The organism is Pseudomonas sp. AC136, from assembly GCF_979258585.1.
In genome coordinates, this window is sequence record NZ_OZ409865.1 from 2,368,554 (window position 1) to 2,383,501 (window position 14,948).

Consider the following 14,948-nt stretch of genomic DNA (forward strand, 5'->3'; position numbering starts at 1 on the left):
ACAAATAGCATCGCTTGCGCACCTTTCATCGGCAAAAAGCCGGTACTGGCCAAGCGCCGCTCGACGCTCGCCAGCGCCCGCCGTTGTGGCGCTTCGCTGGGGGGCGGACAACGCGGGCACAGCCCCCGCCAGCCTGGTCAGGCCGTGCTTGACGCTTCGCCGCGGAATCATTGAAGCCAATTGCAGTCGGAACTTTGTCCCGCCAACTCGCTTAGCTCGCTTAGCAATTTCGTTGGCAACCCGATTACAGCGAGGAGCCCTCAGTGACCTTCAGCACCCCAAACGCAGCAACCGGTAAGCGCAAACGACTGCGCCATTCCCTCACCACCATGGCGGCGCTGGTGTCGTTAATGGCTGCCGGACAGCTCTGGGCGTTCAGCCTGGACGACGTGGCGCAGAAAGCTAAAGACCTGGCGGCGCAAAAGTATGTGGTGCCCAAAAGCAACCTGCCGGCCGAGTTCAGTGAGATGAAGTTTGCGGATTACCAGAAGATCCGCTTTCGCCCCGAAAAAGCCGAGTGGCAAGACCTGAAAACGCCGTTCAAGTTGTCGTTCTATCACCAGGGCATGCACTTCAATACGCCGGTGAAGATCAACGAAGTCACCGCCACCACGGTGAGCGAAATCAAGTACGACCCCAGCCGGTTCGATTTCGGCGACCTCAAGTTCGACGCCAAGGCCACCGAACAGTTGGGTTACGCCGGCTTTCGTGTGCTGTACCCGATCAACAAGGCCGACAAGCAGGACGAGATCATGACCCTGCTCGGTGCCAGCTATTTCCGCGTGATCGGCAAAGACCAGACGTATGGTTTGTCGGCGCGCGGAATGGCGATTGATACGGCGTTGCCCTCGGGCGAAGAATTCCCCCATTTCACGGAATTCTGGATTGAGCGGCCCAAGGCCGGCGAGAAGCAATTGGTGATTTACGCCCTGCTGGATTCGCCGCGCGCTACCGGCGCTTATCGCATGGTGCTGCGCCCGGGCACCGACTCGGTGGTGGATGTGAAAACCCGTATGTACCTGCGCGAAAACGTGGCGCAGTTGGGCGTTGCACCGCTGACGAGCATGTACTTGTTCGGCGCCAATCAGCCGCCGAAAACCCTGAACTACCGCCGCGAGTTGCATGACTCCAACGGCCTATCTATTCACACCGGCAACGATGAGTGGATCTGGCGCCCGCTGAACAATCCCAAGCACTTGGGCGTGAGCAGCTTTGCCGTGGAAAACCCGAAAGGCTTCGGCCTGCTGCAACGCGGTCGCGACTTCTCCCATTACGAAGACCTCGACGACCGCTACGACCAGCGCCCGAGCGCGTGGATTGAGCCGCAGGGTGATTGGGGCAAGGGCACCGTCAACCTGGTGGAAATTCCCACCGCCGATGAAACCAACGACAACATCGTGGCGTTCTGGAAACCCGAGTCGCTGCCTGAGGCCGGCCAGCCGATTGACTTCAGCTACCGCTTGCACTGGAGCAGCGATGAAAAAGCGCTGGGCTCACAGGAGTTGGCCTCGGTTAAACAAACGCTGCGTTCCACGGGCGACGTGAAGCAGTCGAACCTGATTCGCGAGCCTGACGGCAGCATCGCCTTTTTGGTCGACTTCGAAGGCCCGGCCCTCAAAGCCCTGCTGGAAGACGCGCCGGTGCGCAGCCAGATCAGCCTGGACGACAACGCCAAGCTGATGGAAAACAACGTGCGCTATAACCCTGAAACCAAGGGCTGGCGCCTGACGCTGCGCTTCAAAGTGGTCGACCCAAACAAGCCGGTGGAAATGCGCGCGGCCTTGGTGCGCGATCTGCCTGTTGAGGAGCCGGCGGCGGTGGATGAAGACCATGCGCCAGCGGCACCAGCAGCAGCTCCAGCAGCACCCGCCACTGCGGCCACCGCCCCTGCGCCTGCGCCAGGCGATGGGAGCGCCGCCGCACCGGCACCTGCTGCCGCACCGGCACCTGCCGCGCCTGCGAACGACGTGCCGCCCGCCCCGCCAGCCGTGCAAGTGCTGACGGAAACCTGGAGCAACCAGTTGCCCGCCGATGAATAAGCCAGCCGCCCAAACCGTGCGCGAGTACCTGGCGCACCTGCCGCTGAGCGAAGCGCAACGCGCCTCGCTCAGCGACAGTGCCTCGCTGCAGGACGTGCATCAGCGCCTCGCCGCGCAGCCTGTCGAGAATAACGAGGCGGCGGTGCATGCCTCCGTGGCGCAGCGGCTGACCTTGCTCAGCACCGATACGCAACTGCTCGACGCCGATGCCGAAGGCCGCGTGCGCCTGAAGGCGACGCCGCCGATCAAACGCACGCGGGTGATTCCCGAGCCCTGGCGCACCAATGTGCTGGTGCGCGCCTGGCGCACGTTTCGCGGTCGGGAAAATCCGCCGCGCGCACCCAAGCGCGAGCTGCCGTCGGCGCGCTGGCGGCATGTCGGCTCCATTCGCCGCTACATTTTGCTGGTGCTGATGCTGGGGCAAACGCTCGTCGCCGGTTGGTACATGAAAGGCATCATGCCGTACCAGGGCTGGGCGTTTTTTGAATGGGACGAAGTGCGCCAGCAAACCATTCTGCAAACGGTCACCCAGGTGCTGCCGTATTTTTTGCAGGGCAGCATTTTGCTGCTGTTCGGCATTTTGTTCTGTTGGGTGTCGGCCGGGTTCTGGACCGCGCTCATGGGCTTTCTGGAATTGCTCACCGGGCGCGACAAGTACCGCATTTCCGGCGCCAGCGCCGGCAACGAACCGATACCTGCCGAGGCGCGCACGGCCATCGTCATGCCGATTTGTAACGAAGACGTGGCGCGAGTATTTGCCGGGCTGCGGGCTACATATGAGTCGGTGGCCGCCACGGGCGATTTGGCGCACTTCGACTTCTTCGTGCTCAGCGACAGTAACGACGCCGACATCGCCGTGGCCGAACAACAGGCCTGGCTCGACCTGTGCCGCGAAACCCAAGGATTCGGACGCATCTTCTACCGCCGTCGTCGCCGCCGGGTAAAACGCAAAAGCGGCAACCTCGACGACTTCTGCCGCCGCTGGGGCAGCGACTACCGCTACATGGTGGTGCTTGATGCCGACAGCGTGATGAGCGGCGAATGCCTGACCAGCCTGGTGCGTTTGATGGAAGCCACACCAGACGCCGGCATCATCCAGACCGCCCCGCGCGCGTCGGGCATGAACAGTTTGTATGCGCGCATTCAACAGTTCGCCACCCGTGTGTACGGGCCGCTTTTCACCGCGGGCCTGCACTTCTGGCAGCTCGGCGAATCGCACTACTGGGGCCATAACGCGATCATCCGCATGAAGCCCTTTATCGAGCACTGCGCCTTGGCGCCGCTGCCGGGCAAGGGTGCGTTTGCGGGGGCGATTCTGTCCCACGACTTCGTCGAAGCCGCGCTGATGCGCCGCGCCGGATGGGGAGTGTGGATCGCCTATGACTTGCCGGGCAGTTACGAAGAGCTGCCGCCCAACCTGCTCGATGAGCTCAAGCGTGATCGGCGCTGGTGCCACGGCAACCTGATGAACTTCCGCCTGTTTATGGTCAAGGGCATGCACCCGGTGCACCGCGCGGTGTTTCTAACCGGCGTGATGTCGTACCTGTCGGCGCCGTTGTGGTTCTTCTTCTTGCTGCTGTCCACCGCGCTGCTGGCGACCAATACGCTGATGGAACCGCAGTACTTTATGGAGCCGCGCCAACTGTATCCGCTGTGGCCGCAATGGCATCCGGAAAAAGCCATCGCACTGTTTTCCACCACCGTGGTGCTGCTGTTTTTGCCCAAGTTGCTGAGCGTGGTGCTGGTCTGGGCCAAGGGCGCCAAAGCCTACGGCGGTCGGCTGCGGGTGACCATGTCGATGCTGTTGGAGATGCTCTTTTCCATCCTGCTGGCGCCCGTGCGCATGCTGTTTCACACGCGTTTTGTGCTGGCGGCGTTTCTCGGATGGGAAGCCGTGTGGCATTCGCCAAGCCGTGACGACGGTTCCACCACCTGGCGCGAAGCGGCGCTGCGCCATGGCCCGCAAACCGCGCTCGGCGTGGTGTGGACGGCGTTGGTGGCGTGGCTGAACCCGAGCTTTCTGTGGTGGCTGGCGCCGATTGTGGGGTCGCTGATGCTGTCGATTCCGCTGTCAGTGTTGTCCAGTCGCGTGGGCTTGGGCTTAAAGGCCAAAGACGAGCAACTGTTCCTGATTCCCGAGGAATACCAGCCACCGCGCGAGCTGGTGGCCACCGATGAGTACAACCACGAAAACAACTGGCACGCGCTGCACAACGGCTTCGTGCACGCTGTGGTCGACCCAAAACAAAACGCCCTCGCCTACGCGCTGGCCACCGCCCGCCATCGCCAGGCCGAACCGCTGCAATGGCAGCGCACGGAGCAGGTGCGCCATGCCCTCAAGGTTGGACCGAAACAGCTGGACGGCACGGCGCGCATGGCTTTGCTGAGCGACCCGGTGGCCTTGGCGCGGCTGCATGCTGCCGTTTGGGAAGACCAGCCGGGCGAGTGGATTGAGAGTTGGCGGGAGACGATTGCCAAGGATCCGCATGCACCGTTGTTGCCGCTGCCGGCGGTGGGGAACGTGGTGTTGGCGTGATCCAATATTCCGAGTGCTTTATCGCCTGAACGAGCCTGGATCCCCGCGTGCGCGAGGATGACGGGGGTATGTGCATCGACTTGCGGAGGTTTCAAGAAAACCTCCGTCATCCTCGCGTATGCGGGGATCCAGAATGTTGGATGGAACGGCGGTTTTCGTACGGCTCAAAAGTCTGGATCCCGAATCGTCGGATCCCCGCCTGCGCGGGGATGACGGTGGGTTTGTGCATCAACTTGCGGATGTCTTGAGAAAAACCTCCGTCATCCTCGCGAAGGCGGAGGGCTCAACAGAAACCTCCGCCATCCTCGCGAAGAATGTCGGATGTGTCTGAGGTTTTTGTACGACTTAAAACTCTGGATCCCCGCCTGCGCGGGGATGACGGTGGGTTTGTGCATCGACTTGCGGAGATCTCAAGAAAAACCTCCGTCATCCTCGCGTATGCGGGGATCCAGAATCTCGGATGTGTCGCCGGTTTTCGTACGACTCAAAACTCTGGATCCCGAATCGTCGGACCATCGTCTGCGCGAGGATGACGGGAGTTTGTGCATCAATACGGAGGTCTCAAGAAAAACTTCCGTCATCCCCGCGCAGGCGGGGATCCAGAATATTGGATGTGTCGGCGTTTTTCGTACGACTCAAAACTCTGGATCCCGAATCGTCGGACCGCCGCCTGCGCGAGGATGACGGGGGTTTGTGCATCGACTTGCGCAGGCCTCAAGAAAAACCTCCGTCATCCTTGCGCGGGCGGCAGTCCGCCCTCCCCTACACCAACGCCGACAACCGCACATCCGCCCCCAATACCCGCTGCAATTGCCCGCTGGCAGTAAACACCGGCACCGACACGGTGAAGCAATACGCGTCGGTGGCGCTGGAGCGGTACACGGGGGTGATGTGGCTGCTCAGTTGTTCGGCCACTGCCCGGAACCACGGCCGTTGCGCCCAGTTGCGCCCCTTGCAGCTATCGCCTTTGTCCAGCCCTTGGGCGAAGACGTTTTCGCTCAGTTGAGTGCCGTCGCTGCCGACCAGGTAGAACAATTCAAAGCGCGGATCTCGCCTCAATGTGTCGCGCAGAAAGTCTTCAGCGCGAGCGACGTCGCCGTGCAGCGAGGCCTCCATGGCCAGGCGCTCGACACTGGCTTGCACGTCTTTGTGAATCTGCAAGCGAAACGCACCGAGGCCATCAAGCAGTTGGTCACCGCTGCGGCGCACGGCTTGGCTGTGGGTGGACACCTGGCCGGCTTTGCTGAGCAGCTCGGCCGCCACCCCGGCGATGTTTTGCACGTCGCCATTGATGGCGTGCACCGCGATGCCGATCTGTTCGGTGCCGGCGGCAATATGGCCGACGCGCTGGTCGAGCTGGTCCATGGCCGCGCGGGTGTTGCGCAGGTCCTCGCCCATGCGGGTCATGCCGTCGCGGCCATCGGCAACGGCGCTGTGCATGTGCTGGCCGGCGGTGCCGAGCTGGGCCATGCCGTCGCGAAAGCGTTCGAGAATCTGGCTGACTTTGCCGGTGGCCTCGGTGGTGTGGCCGGCCAGGCGCCGCACTTCATCGGCGACCACGGCAAAACCTCGACCATGCTCACCAGCGCGCGCGGCTTCGATGGCGGCGTTCAGGGCCAACAGGTTGGTTTGTTGGGAAATGCTGGCGATCACGCCGAGCACTTGGCTGACTTCTTCCAGTTGCCCGACCAGTTGGCCGATCACGCCTTCGAGCTGCGCTTCGCTGGCGTCGATCGCATCCACTTGGCGCAGCACGGCGTCGCCGGTTTGCTGGCAGCTGCGCAAGGTTGCCGACACGTCGGCCGCCAGCTTCGCCACGTGCGCGGCACCCGGCACCAGCTCGCTGTCCAGGGTGGTGCTGACTTCTTCGCTGGCGCTGGCGATCAGCTCCGAGGCTTGCGCCAGGCGCTGGCCGCTGGCTTCGGTTTCGCTGGCGATGCGCGCCAGTTCCGGGGCGTGGGCGGCAATATCGACAGACGCGGCGAGGCTGTCGCCCAAGCGTTTATGCAGGGTCTGGGCGAAGTGGTTGAGGCGAGTATTGATGGGCTGCACGGTGGACAACTGACTGGTCAGGTCAAGGTGGTCCACCAGCAAGCTCAAGGCGCCGTCGTCTTCGGCTCGACGGGCTTTGGTGCGCAGTAGCAACATAGTTGTGTTCTCCCTGTTAGACACAGGGTCGTGCAAGCACAGTGCCACTACGTTAACGCCGAATTCTTTCGCTTACGCTCAAGCACGGGCCTTGCGCCTGCTCCGTTTTAAAACTAACGCTGAAAACGGGGCTCGTTTTGGTGCGAACGGTTACGCCGGCAGGCGCCGGAAACCGACATAGGCCAACAGCGCCGACGCCGCTTCATAACCCAGGGCGTAGAAGTTGAAAGTCTGGCCAATCAGGCCGTCGAGGTACAAACCGGCGATGCGGCCCAGTGCAAGCGCGGCGAACAGCAGCGTCAGCAGGCTCAGCGCCGGGCGCCAGTAAGCCGGGCGAAAGGCGGCGGACAACAGAAATACCCCAAGCCCCAGCTGCAAGGCGCCGTAGTAGGCGCGCACATCCACCACCGCCGCGGTTTGCATCAGCAGCATGCCGGTGAGATTGGCCATCTCTTGCGGGTACACGAAATACGCCACGCCAAAGCCGCCCAACACCAGAGCCTGAAGCAGCAGAAACACACGGGCAAACAGCATCGGAACGCTCCAGCGTTTGGGAAAGGCTGCAGGATAGTCGTTCTGCCGGAAGGAAACGTAGGCGCCTTGCTGTCCTTCTGACATATCTATAAACAGCGACCCACTTAGGCCCCACATGACCAGCGGCTATGCTGCATGGCACTTTTAACCGTGGAGTCACCGTCATGCGCCGTTTTGCTCTCGCTTCTCTTTTGTTCGCCGGCACCCTGCAGGCCGCCGAGCCCATCGCCATTGATGTTCACCGCGACGCCAATTGCGGTTGCTGCAAAGCCTGGATCAGCCATTTGGAAACCAACGGCTTCAAAGTGAACGACCATGTGGAAACCGACATGAGCGCGGTGAAAACCCGCCTCGGCGTTCCCCACAAGCTCGGCAGCTGTCACACCGGCGTGATCGACGGCAAATTTGTCGAAGGCCATGTACCCGCCAGTGACATCCTCAAACTGCGTGCTCGCGCCGATTTGATCGGCGCCGCAGCGCCCGGTATGCCAATGGGATCACCAGGGATGGAACATGGCGACGTTCGTGATGCCTATGATGTGATCGGTGTGCAGAGTAATGGCGCCGAGCAGGTGCTGACCCACTACGACGGCAAGTGATGTAACAGACCGTCGGCCTGGCGCGAGCACCTTTAACTGGCAACACTCAAGCGCCACACAAAGGAGAAACACCATGCTCTGGAAGAAAGGCCGACGCAGCGACAACGTAGTGGATGCCCGCGACAGCGGCGGTGGTGGCGGCGGTATGCGCATCGGCGGCGGCAAAGGACTGAGCCTCGGTGCCGTGGCGATCATCGTGGTGTTTGGGCTGGTTACCGGCCAAGACCCGATGCAAATTCTCGGGCAACTGGCCAACCAGGCTGGCGTCTCCACCGCCCCCAGCCAAACCGAAGGCCACGCGCCGCCGGCCAACGACGAACAAGCCGAGTTCGTGCGCTCCGTACTCGGCGACACCGAAGACACCTGGCGCGCCATTTTCCAACAAGCCGGCAAGCAGTATCAGGACCCCACCCTGGTGCTGTTTCGCGGCGGCGTGAATTCCGCCTGCGGCTTCGCCGACTCAGCCACCGGGCCGTTTTATTGCCCAGGCGACCATCAGGTCTATCTCGACCTCGACTTCTTCAAAGAAATGGCTCAACGCTTCTCCGCCGCTGGCGATTTCGCGCAGGCTTACGTGATCGCTCACGAGGTCGGCCACCACGTACAAACACTGTTGGGTGTGTCGGCCAAGGTCGACAGCGCACGGCAGAGCGGCGCCAAGATGGAAGGTGCCAACGGTCTGCTGGTGCGCCAGGAGCTGCAAGCCGACTGCCTGGCCGGGGTGTGGGCGTTTCATGCACAGCAACGCTTGAACTGGCTGGAGCCGGGCGACTTGGAAGAGGCGTTAAACGCCGCCAACGCCATCGGCGACGATCGTTTGCAGCAACAGTCGCGTGGTCGCGTGGTGCCGGACTCCTTCACCCACGGCACGTCGCAGCAGCGCGTGCGTTGGTTTAAGGCGGGCTATGAAGGCGGCAAGGTGAGTGGGTGCGATACGTTTAAAGCGACGACGCTGTAAGCGTTGATCAGAAGCAGCAGATCAACATCTCGCGGCTAAAGCCGCTCCTACAGAAATCGCACAACCTGTGGGAGCGGCTTCAGCCGCGATGTTCTACCATCCGCCACCCCTGTTCTCGCGGATATTCAGGTATGAAAATCGCTCTGCTGCCGGCCGCTCTGGCCTTGTTCTGTGTGCTGGCCCATGCCGACGGTGAAGCCGAAACAACACCCGAAGCGCCACCCAAAGCGCTGACCATCCAGGTCGAACACTTGGTGGCCGCACTCAGCGACAGTTTCGCCACCGGCTACCCCGAAGCAACCCTGGCGCAAGACCTTGACCTGGGCAGCCACAATTACCTGACGCTGGCCGTGTTCACCGTGGAAGGCTTTTCCATGGGCAACAGCTACAACCAGTACCTGGCGGTGTTCGAGCCCGATGCCAACGAGGCCGGCGACCCGCATTACCGCTTGATTGATGTGATGCAAATCGGCGGTGACATGCGCCGCTCGATTGATGCCCTCAAGGCTACCGCCAGTCGCGACGAAACCAGCGGCGCCGTCACGTTTAACATCCCCGCCATGGCCAACACCGAAGACGATCCACCCAATTTTCCAAGCCTGCCGGTGGTGATCACCTTGCGCTTGGAAAATGACCGACTGGTCGAGGTAAAACCCTGAAAACCGACGCCAGCAAAACGCCGCTAGCAAGCGCAACGAAAGCAGCTAATATGCCTGATCGTCGTAGCTGTCCGGGGTGTTCAAGCCATGCGTCTTGCCGAGTTTATCGTCGCCACCGTTGACCGCATCGTCGATGAATGGGAGGCCTTTGCCATGACCATTCGTCCCGCTGCCGACAGCATGAATAAGGTCGAACTGCGCGACCATGCCAAGGCCATTTTGCTGGCCGCCGCGCGCGACATGAACACCGCGCAAACGCGCATGGAAAGCGCGGCCAAAGCCATGGGCGAAGGGCCGGACAAAACCCCGAGCCTTGACGTAGCGGCCGCCAGCCACGGCGAACTGCGGCATCAGGTGGGGTTTGACCTGGTGCAAATGACGTCCGAATTCCGCCATCTGCGCGCCAGTGTTATCCGTTTGTGGACCGACAGCCTGGTGCAGATGGAACTGGTGCACATGCGCGACCTGATCCGCTTTAACGAAGCCATCGACGAAGCGCTGGCCGAATCCACGGCCGCCTACGCCGAGCAGGTCAATCACTCCCGCGATATTTTCCTGGCCATTCTTGGCCACGACCTGCGCGCGCCGTTGCAGGCGGTGAGCATGTCCAGCGAATTGCTGGCCAGCAAGCAGGGCCTGGACGACAAAGCCCGCAGCCATGTGCAGCGCATCCGCAACAGCACCCGGCACATGAGCGGCATGGTTAACGACCTGTTGGAATTCGTGCGCAGCCGACTGGGCAACAGCCTGCCCATCGTGCGCTCGCCCGTCGACATGAGCCTGTTGTGCCAGGCCGCTATCGACGAAGCCAGCGCCGGCCAGCCGCTGAGCGATCTGCGCTTTGAAATGAGCGGCGACACTGAGGGCGAGTGGGATCAGGGCCGGATTGAACAGCTGCTGCAAAACCTGATCGGCAACGCCCTGCAACACGGCGCCAGCAATCTGCCGATCACCGTGCGCCTGCTCGGTGAAACCGACAGCGTGACCCTGGTGGTGCACAACCAGGGCGAGCCCATTCTGGAAAGCGCCATCTCCACCATCTTCTTCCCGCTCGTGCGCAGCACCAGCGACCGCGCCGGCGAAACCAGCCTGGGTCTGGGCTTGTTCATCGTCAACGAAGTGGTGCTCGCCCACGGCGGCACCGTCAACGTGAGCTCCAACCACGAAGACGGCACCACATTCACGGTGATGTTACCCAAGCGTTGAGCGCTTACGGCGCCATCACCGGCGCGCCATAGCCGGCGGAAAACAGCAGGCCCAACACCACGGGCATAACCGCCGCACTTCCCAGATTACCGATCAATACCATCGACGCCACTTTGTGCGGGTGGCGGTGGTATTGCTCGGCGAGCATGTAGTTGAGTACCGCTGGCGGCAGCGCAGCGAACACCCACAGGCAGGCCAGTTGCAGGCCTTGCAGGTCGAGCAGTTGGATAAGTGGCCAGGCGAGAATCAAGCCACTCGCAGGGCAGGCAATCGCGCCGAGCAGGCCGATTTTCCAGGCACTGAAGTCCACGTCTAGCATGCGAACGCCAAGGGCGAAGAGCATCAGCGGAACGCTGGTGGTGCCCAGCATGGTGGCCGATTCCAGCAGCCAGTGCGGCAGGTGCAGACCGCTCAGGTTGATGGCCAAACCAGCGATGGTCGCCAGCACCACGGGAATCCGGTACAGGCGCCACAGCGGCGTGGCGGGGTCGAGCATGCGCAGGCCGACGGTGAAGTGCAGCAGCATTTCCACGATAAACAGCACCACGGCTGCCGGCAGCGCGTTCTCGCCGAATGCCAGGGCCATCAGTGGCAAGCCCATGTTGCCGGTGTTGCTGAACATCATCGGCGGTAGAAAGGTGCGCAGGTCCAGCTTCAGCCAGCGCGCAAACGGCCACAGCACCAGCCCCGAGCCCAACACAATCCCCGCCCCGGCGAGCGCCAAACTGGCGTAGTCCTGCAGCGCCGCCTTGCTGTCGGCCAGCACGGCGAATACCAGCAGCGGCACCAGCAATTCCATGTTCAGGGTGTTCAGGCCGCGCATGTCGGGCTTGCGCAAATGGCCGTACAGCGCGCCGCAGCCGGTGATCAAGAACACCGGCATCAGGGTTGAGAGAATCTGGGAAAACATGACCGCTCCAGACGACAAAGGAAGAAGGCGAGATCGTTAGGGTGGCAAGCATCCTGCCGGGGCGTTTGGGCCGATACAACCCCTACTAGCGTCTTGGTAGCGTCTAGCCAGCGCCTTTGCGCTGAAATAGTGGCCTTTCTGACAGCCCGTCGATTTTTCCCGCCCTATCGACGAATGGCCGTCCATCCTCCGCCGATGGCGGTAACCTCGGACCGCTCTAGCCTGCGGCTTCGCGTCATAAAAGCTCCACAGAGAGCCCACCGCAGGCAACAACACACGGGTAACGCCAGCGCGCCAACCGCTGCCGTTACAGGCTGAGCGCCCCTGCCAGCGTGCAAGCCACTCCTTGATCAACATCTGGAGTGAACAATGATCACGTCTTTAAAGGCCACAGTGCTGGCCGCCACACTGGTTGCCTGCACCGCTGCCCACGGCCAGGTGCTGGAACGCGAACTGGGCGCATACGATCTGCAACTCGGCACCACCCCTACTCGCAGCATGGCGCAGGGCCTGGTGCAGCCGGCGCAAAACGGCACCTTTCAGGGCGGCCTCGACCTGACTCACGAAAGCGGCTGGTACCTGGGCCAATGGTCGCCCAGCATGGGCATCGCCCGTGACAGCCAGCTGGAGCTCGATTCCTACAGCGGCTTCAAGCGCCCGTTCAACAACCGCTTCGGCTATGAAATGGGCTTGATCCGCTACAGCCATCCCGGCTTCAGCGCCAATGACAGCAACGAGTATTACGCCGGCCTGACCCTGCTCGACAGCCGCTTCGGCGCGGCCTTCAGCCAGGCACCGGGGCGCGCCGACAGTACGCTGTTAATGGACTTGGCGCTGAATCCGCCGTTGGCGATGAACCTGTCGATGAAGTACGCCAACCACACGTTGGACGACGCGGTGACCTACGGCGATGGCGGGTTGGTGCGGGTGTTCAACGATTGGTCGCTGAACCTGTCGCGCCCGTGGGCGGGCATTGATTTGAACCTGTCGTACAGCGGTTCAACCTTGAGCGGGCCGCAGTGCGTGGCGTATTCGGGGCACAACGGCTATTGCGAGGATTACTTCATGTTCAAGGCAGAGCGGTCGCTGTTCTGACGGCGCCGCTACTCGCTGAGAAAACGGCCTAGCTGGCTTTTCAGCTGACGGTTTTCCCGGCGCACCTGCTCGAGGTCGTCGAGCAGCTGCAAGGCCAGGGCAATGCCCGACCATTCCATCTCCAATTCGCGCTGTAGCCGTGCGGCGCGGCGGCAGGTGATCAGCGCGTGCTGATCGAATTGCCAGTTGTCCGGGCCGCGCCCGGCCGGATCGATGATGCCGTGCTCGACGATTTCCATCAGCAGTGAGGTGGGAATAGCCACGGTCTGACAAATTTCTTGCATGCCTAATGGGTCGCTCATGCTCATTTGCTCCATTCGCTGCGGGGATCGAAGTCGACTTTCTGCGCCAGTTTCTCCCAGAGCTTGCGCGCATCGTCGCTGGTGGTTTTTGGCATCACAACTTTGAGCTGCGCATACAAATCGCCGCGCTCTCCGGCTTTGGTGCCCAGGCCTCGGCCTTTAATGCGCAGGCGCTGGCCGCTCTGGCTGTTGGCCGGAATGGTCAGGGTGATGCGGCCGTTTAGCGTCGGCGCCTCGACCTTGGTGCCAAGCGCGGCCTCCCATGGCGCCAACGGTACGGTGAGCACCAAGTCGCTGCCCTGCACATCAAACAAGGGATGGGGCGCGAAGCGCACGTTCAGGTACAGATCGCCCGGCTGCCCGCCGGCACTGCCGGGCCCACCCTGCCCTTTCAGGCGAATGCGCTCGCCGTCGGTAACGCCGAAGGGAATCTTCACGTTGAGGCTTTTGCTCTGCGCCGCCTGGCCCATGGCGGCGGGGAGCTGGAAGGAAATTTTCTTCGCCTCGCCGGTCAGCGTTTCTTCAAGAAACACCGGCAGATCCATTTCCACATCCTGGCCTTTGCGAGCACGGTTGCGCGCCTGCTCGGCGCCACCGCCACGGCGAAAGATCGACTCGAAAAAGTCGGAATAATCGCCACCGTAGGCATCGGTAAACGCACCGGCACCCGGCTGCCGACCGCGCGGGTGCTCGAACGGGCGGCCATGCTGGCCGTACTTGCGCAGGTCATCGAACTCGGCGCGTTTGTCGGCATCCTTGAGCACGTCATAGGCCTCGGCCACTTCTTTGAAGTGGACTTCCGCATCCTTTTCCTTACTCACGTCAGGGTGGTATTTGCGCGCGAGCTTGCGGTAGGCGGCTTTGATCGCCTTCTCGTCTGCCGTGGGCTCGACGCCCAGAATTTTGTAGTAGTCCTTAAAGTCCATCGTCACTCCTAAAAACTACTGCGCTCGGTTAAGCGGCGTTGAAAGGTGGATTCAAAAATGCTCATTGGCTATAGCCAACTCCGCTTTTTTCACCACCTTTCGCCTTGCTTTCCCTTCGCTCGCTACGTTTTTAAATTCGGCGGGAAAGCGGCGATCGGCAACGGCAGTCGCCTGCACCCGAGCGAAACCTACTGCGCTCGGTTAAGCGGCGTTGAAAGGTGGATTCAAAAATGCTCATTGGCTACAGCCAACTCCGCTTTTTTCACCACCTTTCGCCTTGCTTTCCCTTCGCTCGCTACGTTTTTAAAGTCAGCGGCAAAGCGGCGCACGGCTAAGCGGCGTTGAAAGGTGGATTCAAAAATGCTCATTGGCTACAGCCAACTCCGCTTTTTTCACCACCTTTCGCCTTGCTTTCCCTGCGCTCGCTACGTTTTTAAAGTCAGCGGCAAAGCGGCGCTCGGTTAAGCGGCGTTGAAAGGTGGATTCAAAAATGCTCATTGGCTACAGCCAACTCCGCTTTTTTCACCACCGTTCGCCTTGCTTTCCCTTCGCTCGCTACGTTTTTAAAGTCAGCGGCAAAGCGGCGCACGGCTAAGCGGCGTTGAAAGGTGGATTCAAAAATGCTCATTGGCTATAGCCAACTCCGCTTTTTTCACCACCTTTCGCCTTGCTTTCCCTGCGCTCGCTACGTTTTTACATTCGGCGGGAAAGCGGCGGCAATTGCCTGATCAGTAGTTTTTTCTAGCGAAGCTGGCTGTCTTTGCTGCCGCGACGGTTATACCCGGCGCTGGCCGAGTTCGCTTTGTCGTGTTCAGCCTGGCAGGCGACGCACAGGCGCACGCCGGGGATGGCTTGGCGCCGCGCCTCGGGGATGGCGGCGTCGCATTCTTCGCAGTGTTTCAGGCTTTCGCCCTTGGGCAGATTGCTGCGCGCACGCGCGATGGCGTCTTCGATGCTGCTGTCGATCTGCTCTTGTACCGCTCCATCACTTGCCCAACCGCCGGCCATGATCTGTCTCCCGCTCGTTTTGCGTTAG

The 14,948-nt window shown here is 61.5% G+C and carries 15 protein-coding genes; 7 read left to right on the forward strand and 8 right to left on the reverse strand.

Going from position 1 to position 14,948, the window contains the following annotated elements; genetic code table 11:
* Window positions 1-329 precede the first annotated feature (329 nt).
* On the forward strand, window positions 330-2,039 hold the full coding sequence (locus ACZZZU_RS10750) for a glucan biosynthesis protein G (protein WP_463552129.1): 1,710 nt from the start codon (window positions 330-332) through the stop codon (window positions 2,037-2,039).
* The gene (gene mdoH, locus ACZZZU_RS10755) at window positions 2,032-4,575 is read left to right on the forward strand and encodes a glucans biosynthesis glucosyltransferase MdoH (protein WP_463550573.1); all 2,544 of its coding nucleotides are present in this window, start codon (window positions 2,032-2,034) and stop codon (window positions 4,573-4,575) included. Before ACZZZU_RS10750 ends, mdoH begins: the two co-directional genes overlap by 8 nt.
* 762 nt (window positions 4,576-5,337) lie before the next feature.
* On the opposite strand, the gene ACZZZU_RS10760 is transcribed toward mdoH, so the two are convergent.
* Entirely contained in the window at window positions 5,338-6,723 is a 1,386-nt protein-coding gene (locus ACZZZU_RS10760) for a methyl-accepting chemotaxis protein (RefSeq protein WP_463550574.1), read from the reverse strand.
* 150 nt (window positions 6,724-6,873) lie between these two features.
* A complete protein-coding gene (locus ACZZZU_RS10765; protein ID WP_463550575.1) occupies window positions 6,874-7,257 on the reverse strand; it encodes a DUF4345 domain-containing protein in 384 nt (127 codons plus the stop codon).
* 164 nt (window positions 7,258-7,421) lie between these two features.
* Between ACZZZU_RS10765 and ACZZZU_RS10770 the strand changes: the two genes are divergently transcribed.
* The 4 genes from ACZZZU_RS10770 to ACZZZU_RS10785 all read left to right on the forward strand — a co-directional run bounded on the left by ACZZZU_RS10770 (window position 7,422) and on the right by ACZZZU_RS10785 (window position 10,679).
* Window positions 7,422-7,856 carry a DUF411 domain-containing protein gene (locus tag ACZZZU_RS10770; protein ID WP_463550576.1) on the forward strand — a complete coding sequence of 145 codons (435 nt, stop codon included), beginning with the start codon at window positions 7,422-7,424 and terminating at the stop codon, window positions 7,854-7,856.
* Between the two features lie 73 nt (window positions 7,857-7,929).
* Window positions 7,930-8,814 (forward strand): KPN_02809 family neutral zinc metallopeptidase, encoded by an 885-nt coding sequence (gene ypfJ / locus ACZZZU_RS10775; RefSeq protein ID WP_463550577.1) that lies wholly within the window; start codon window positions 7,930-7,932, stop codon window positions 8,812-8,814.
* A gap of 131 nt (window positions 8,815-8,945) precedes the next feature.
* Entirely contained in the window at window positions 8,946-9,473 is a 528-nt protein-coding gene (locus tag ACZZZU_RS10780; RefSeq protein ID WP_463550578.1) for a hypothetical protein, read from the forward strand.
* Between the two features lie 87 nt (window positions 9,474-9,560).
* Window positions 9,561-10,679 carry a sensor histidine kinase gene (locus ACZZZU_RS10785; protein ID WP_463550579.1) on the forward strand — a complete coding sequence of 373 codons (1,119 nt, stop codon included), beginning with the start codon at window positions 9,561-9,563 and terminating at the stop codon, window positions 10,677-10,679.
* 4 nt (window positions 10,680-10,683) lie between these two features.
* Here the strand turns inward: ACZZZU_RS10785 and ACZZZU_RS10790 are convergent, their stop codons facing one another.
* Window positions 10,684-11,589: an AEC family transporter gene (locus tag ACZZZU_RS10790; RefSeq protein WP_463550580.1), complete on the reverse strand. Its 906-nt coding sequence runs from the start codon at window positions 11,587-11,589 to the stop codon at window positions 10,684-10,686.
* A 369-nt stretch (window positions 11,590-11,958) separates the two neighbouring features.
* Between ACZZZU_RS10790 and ACZZZU_RS10795 the strand changes: the two genes are divergently transcribed.
* Window positions 11,959-12,684, forward strand: a complete 726-nt coding sequence (locus ACZZZU_RS10795; protein ID WP_463550581.1) for a TorF family putative porin — start codon at window positions 11,959-11,961, stop codon at window positions 12,682-12,684.
* Between the two features lie 8 nt (window positions 12,685-12,692).
* Here the strand turns inward: ACZZZU_RS10795 and ACZZZU_RS10800 are convergent, their stop codons facing one another.
* The 5 genes from ACZZZU_RS10800 to ACZZZU_RS10820 form a co-directional block, all read right to left on the reverse strand.
* Window positions 12,693-12,986, reverse strand: a complete 294-nt coding sequence (locus tag ACZZZU_RS10800; RefSeq protein WP_241000575.1) for a chaperone modulator CbpM — start codon at window positions 12,984-12,986, stop codon at window positions 12,693-12,695.
* Between the two features lie 2 nt (window positions 12,987-12,988).
* Complete coding sequence (locus ACZZZU_RS10805) at window positions 12,989-13,912, reverse strand: DnaJ C-terminal domain-containing protein (protein WP_463550582.1); 924 nt, start codon at window positions 13,910-13,912, stop codon at window positions 12,989-12,991.
* Between the two features lie 224 nt (window positions 13,913-14,136).
* Window positions 14,137-14,280 (reverse strand): hypothetical protein, encoded by a 144-nt coding sequence (locus ACZZZU_RS10810; protein ID WP_463550583.1) that lies wholly within the window; start codon window positions 14,278-14,280, stop codon window positions 14,137-14,139.
* A 116-nt stretch (window positions 14,281-14,396) separates the two neighbouring features.
* Complete coding sequence (locus tag ACZZZU_RS10815) at window positions 14,397-14,540, reverse strand: hypothetical protein (RefSeq protein ID WP_463550584.1); 144 nt, start codon at window positions 14,538-14,540, stop codon at window positions 14,397-14,399.
* A 113-nt stretch (window positions 14,541-14,653) separates the two neighbouring features.
* Window positions 14,654-14,920, reverse strand: a complete 267-nt coding sequence (locus ACZZZU_RS10820) for a DksA/TraR family C4-type zinc finger protein (protein WP_122494665.1) — start codon at window positions 14,918-14,920, stop codon at window positions 14,654-14,656.
* Window positions 14,921-14,948: the final 28 nt, after the last annotated feature.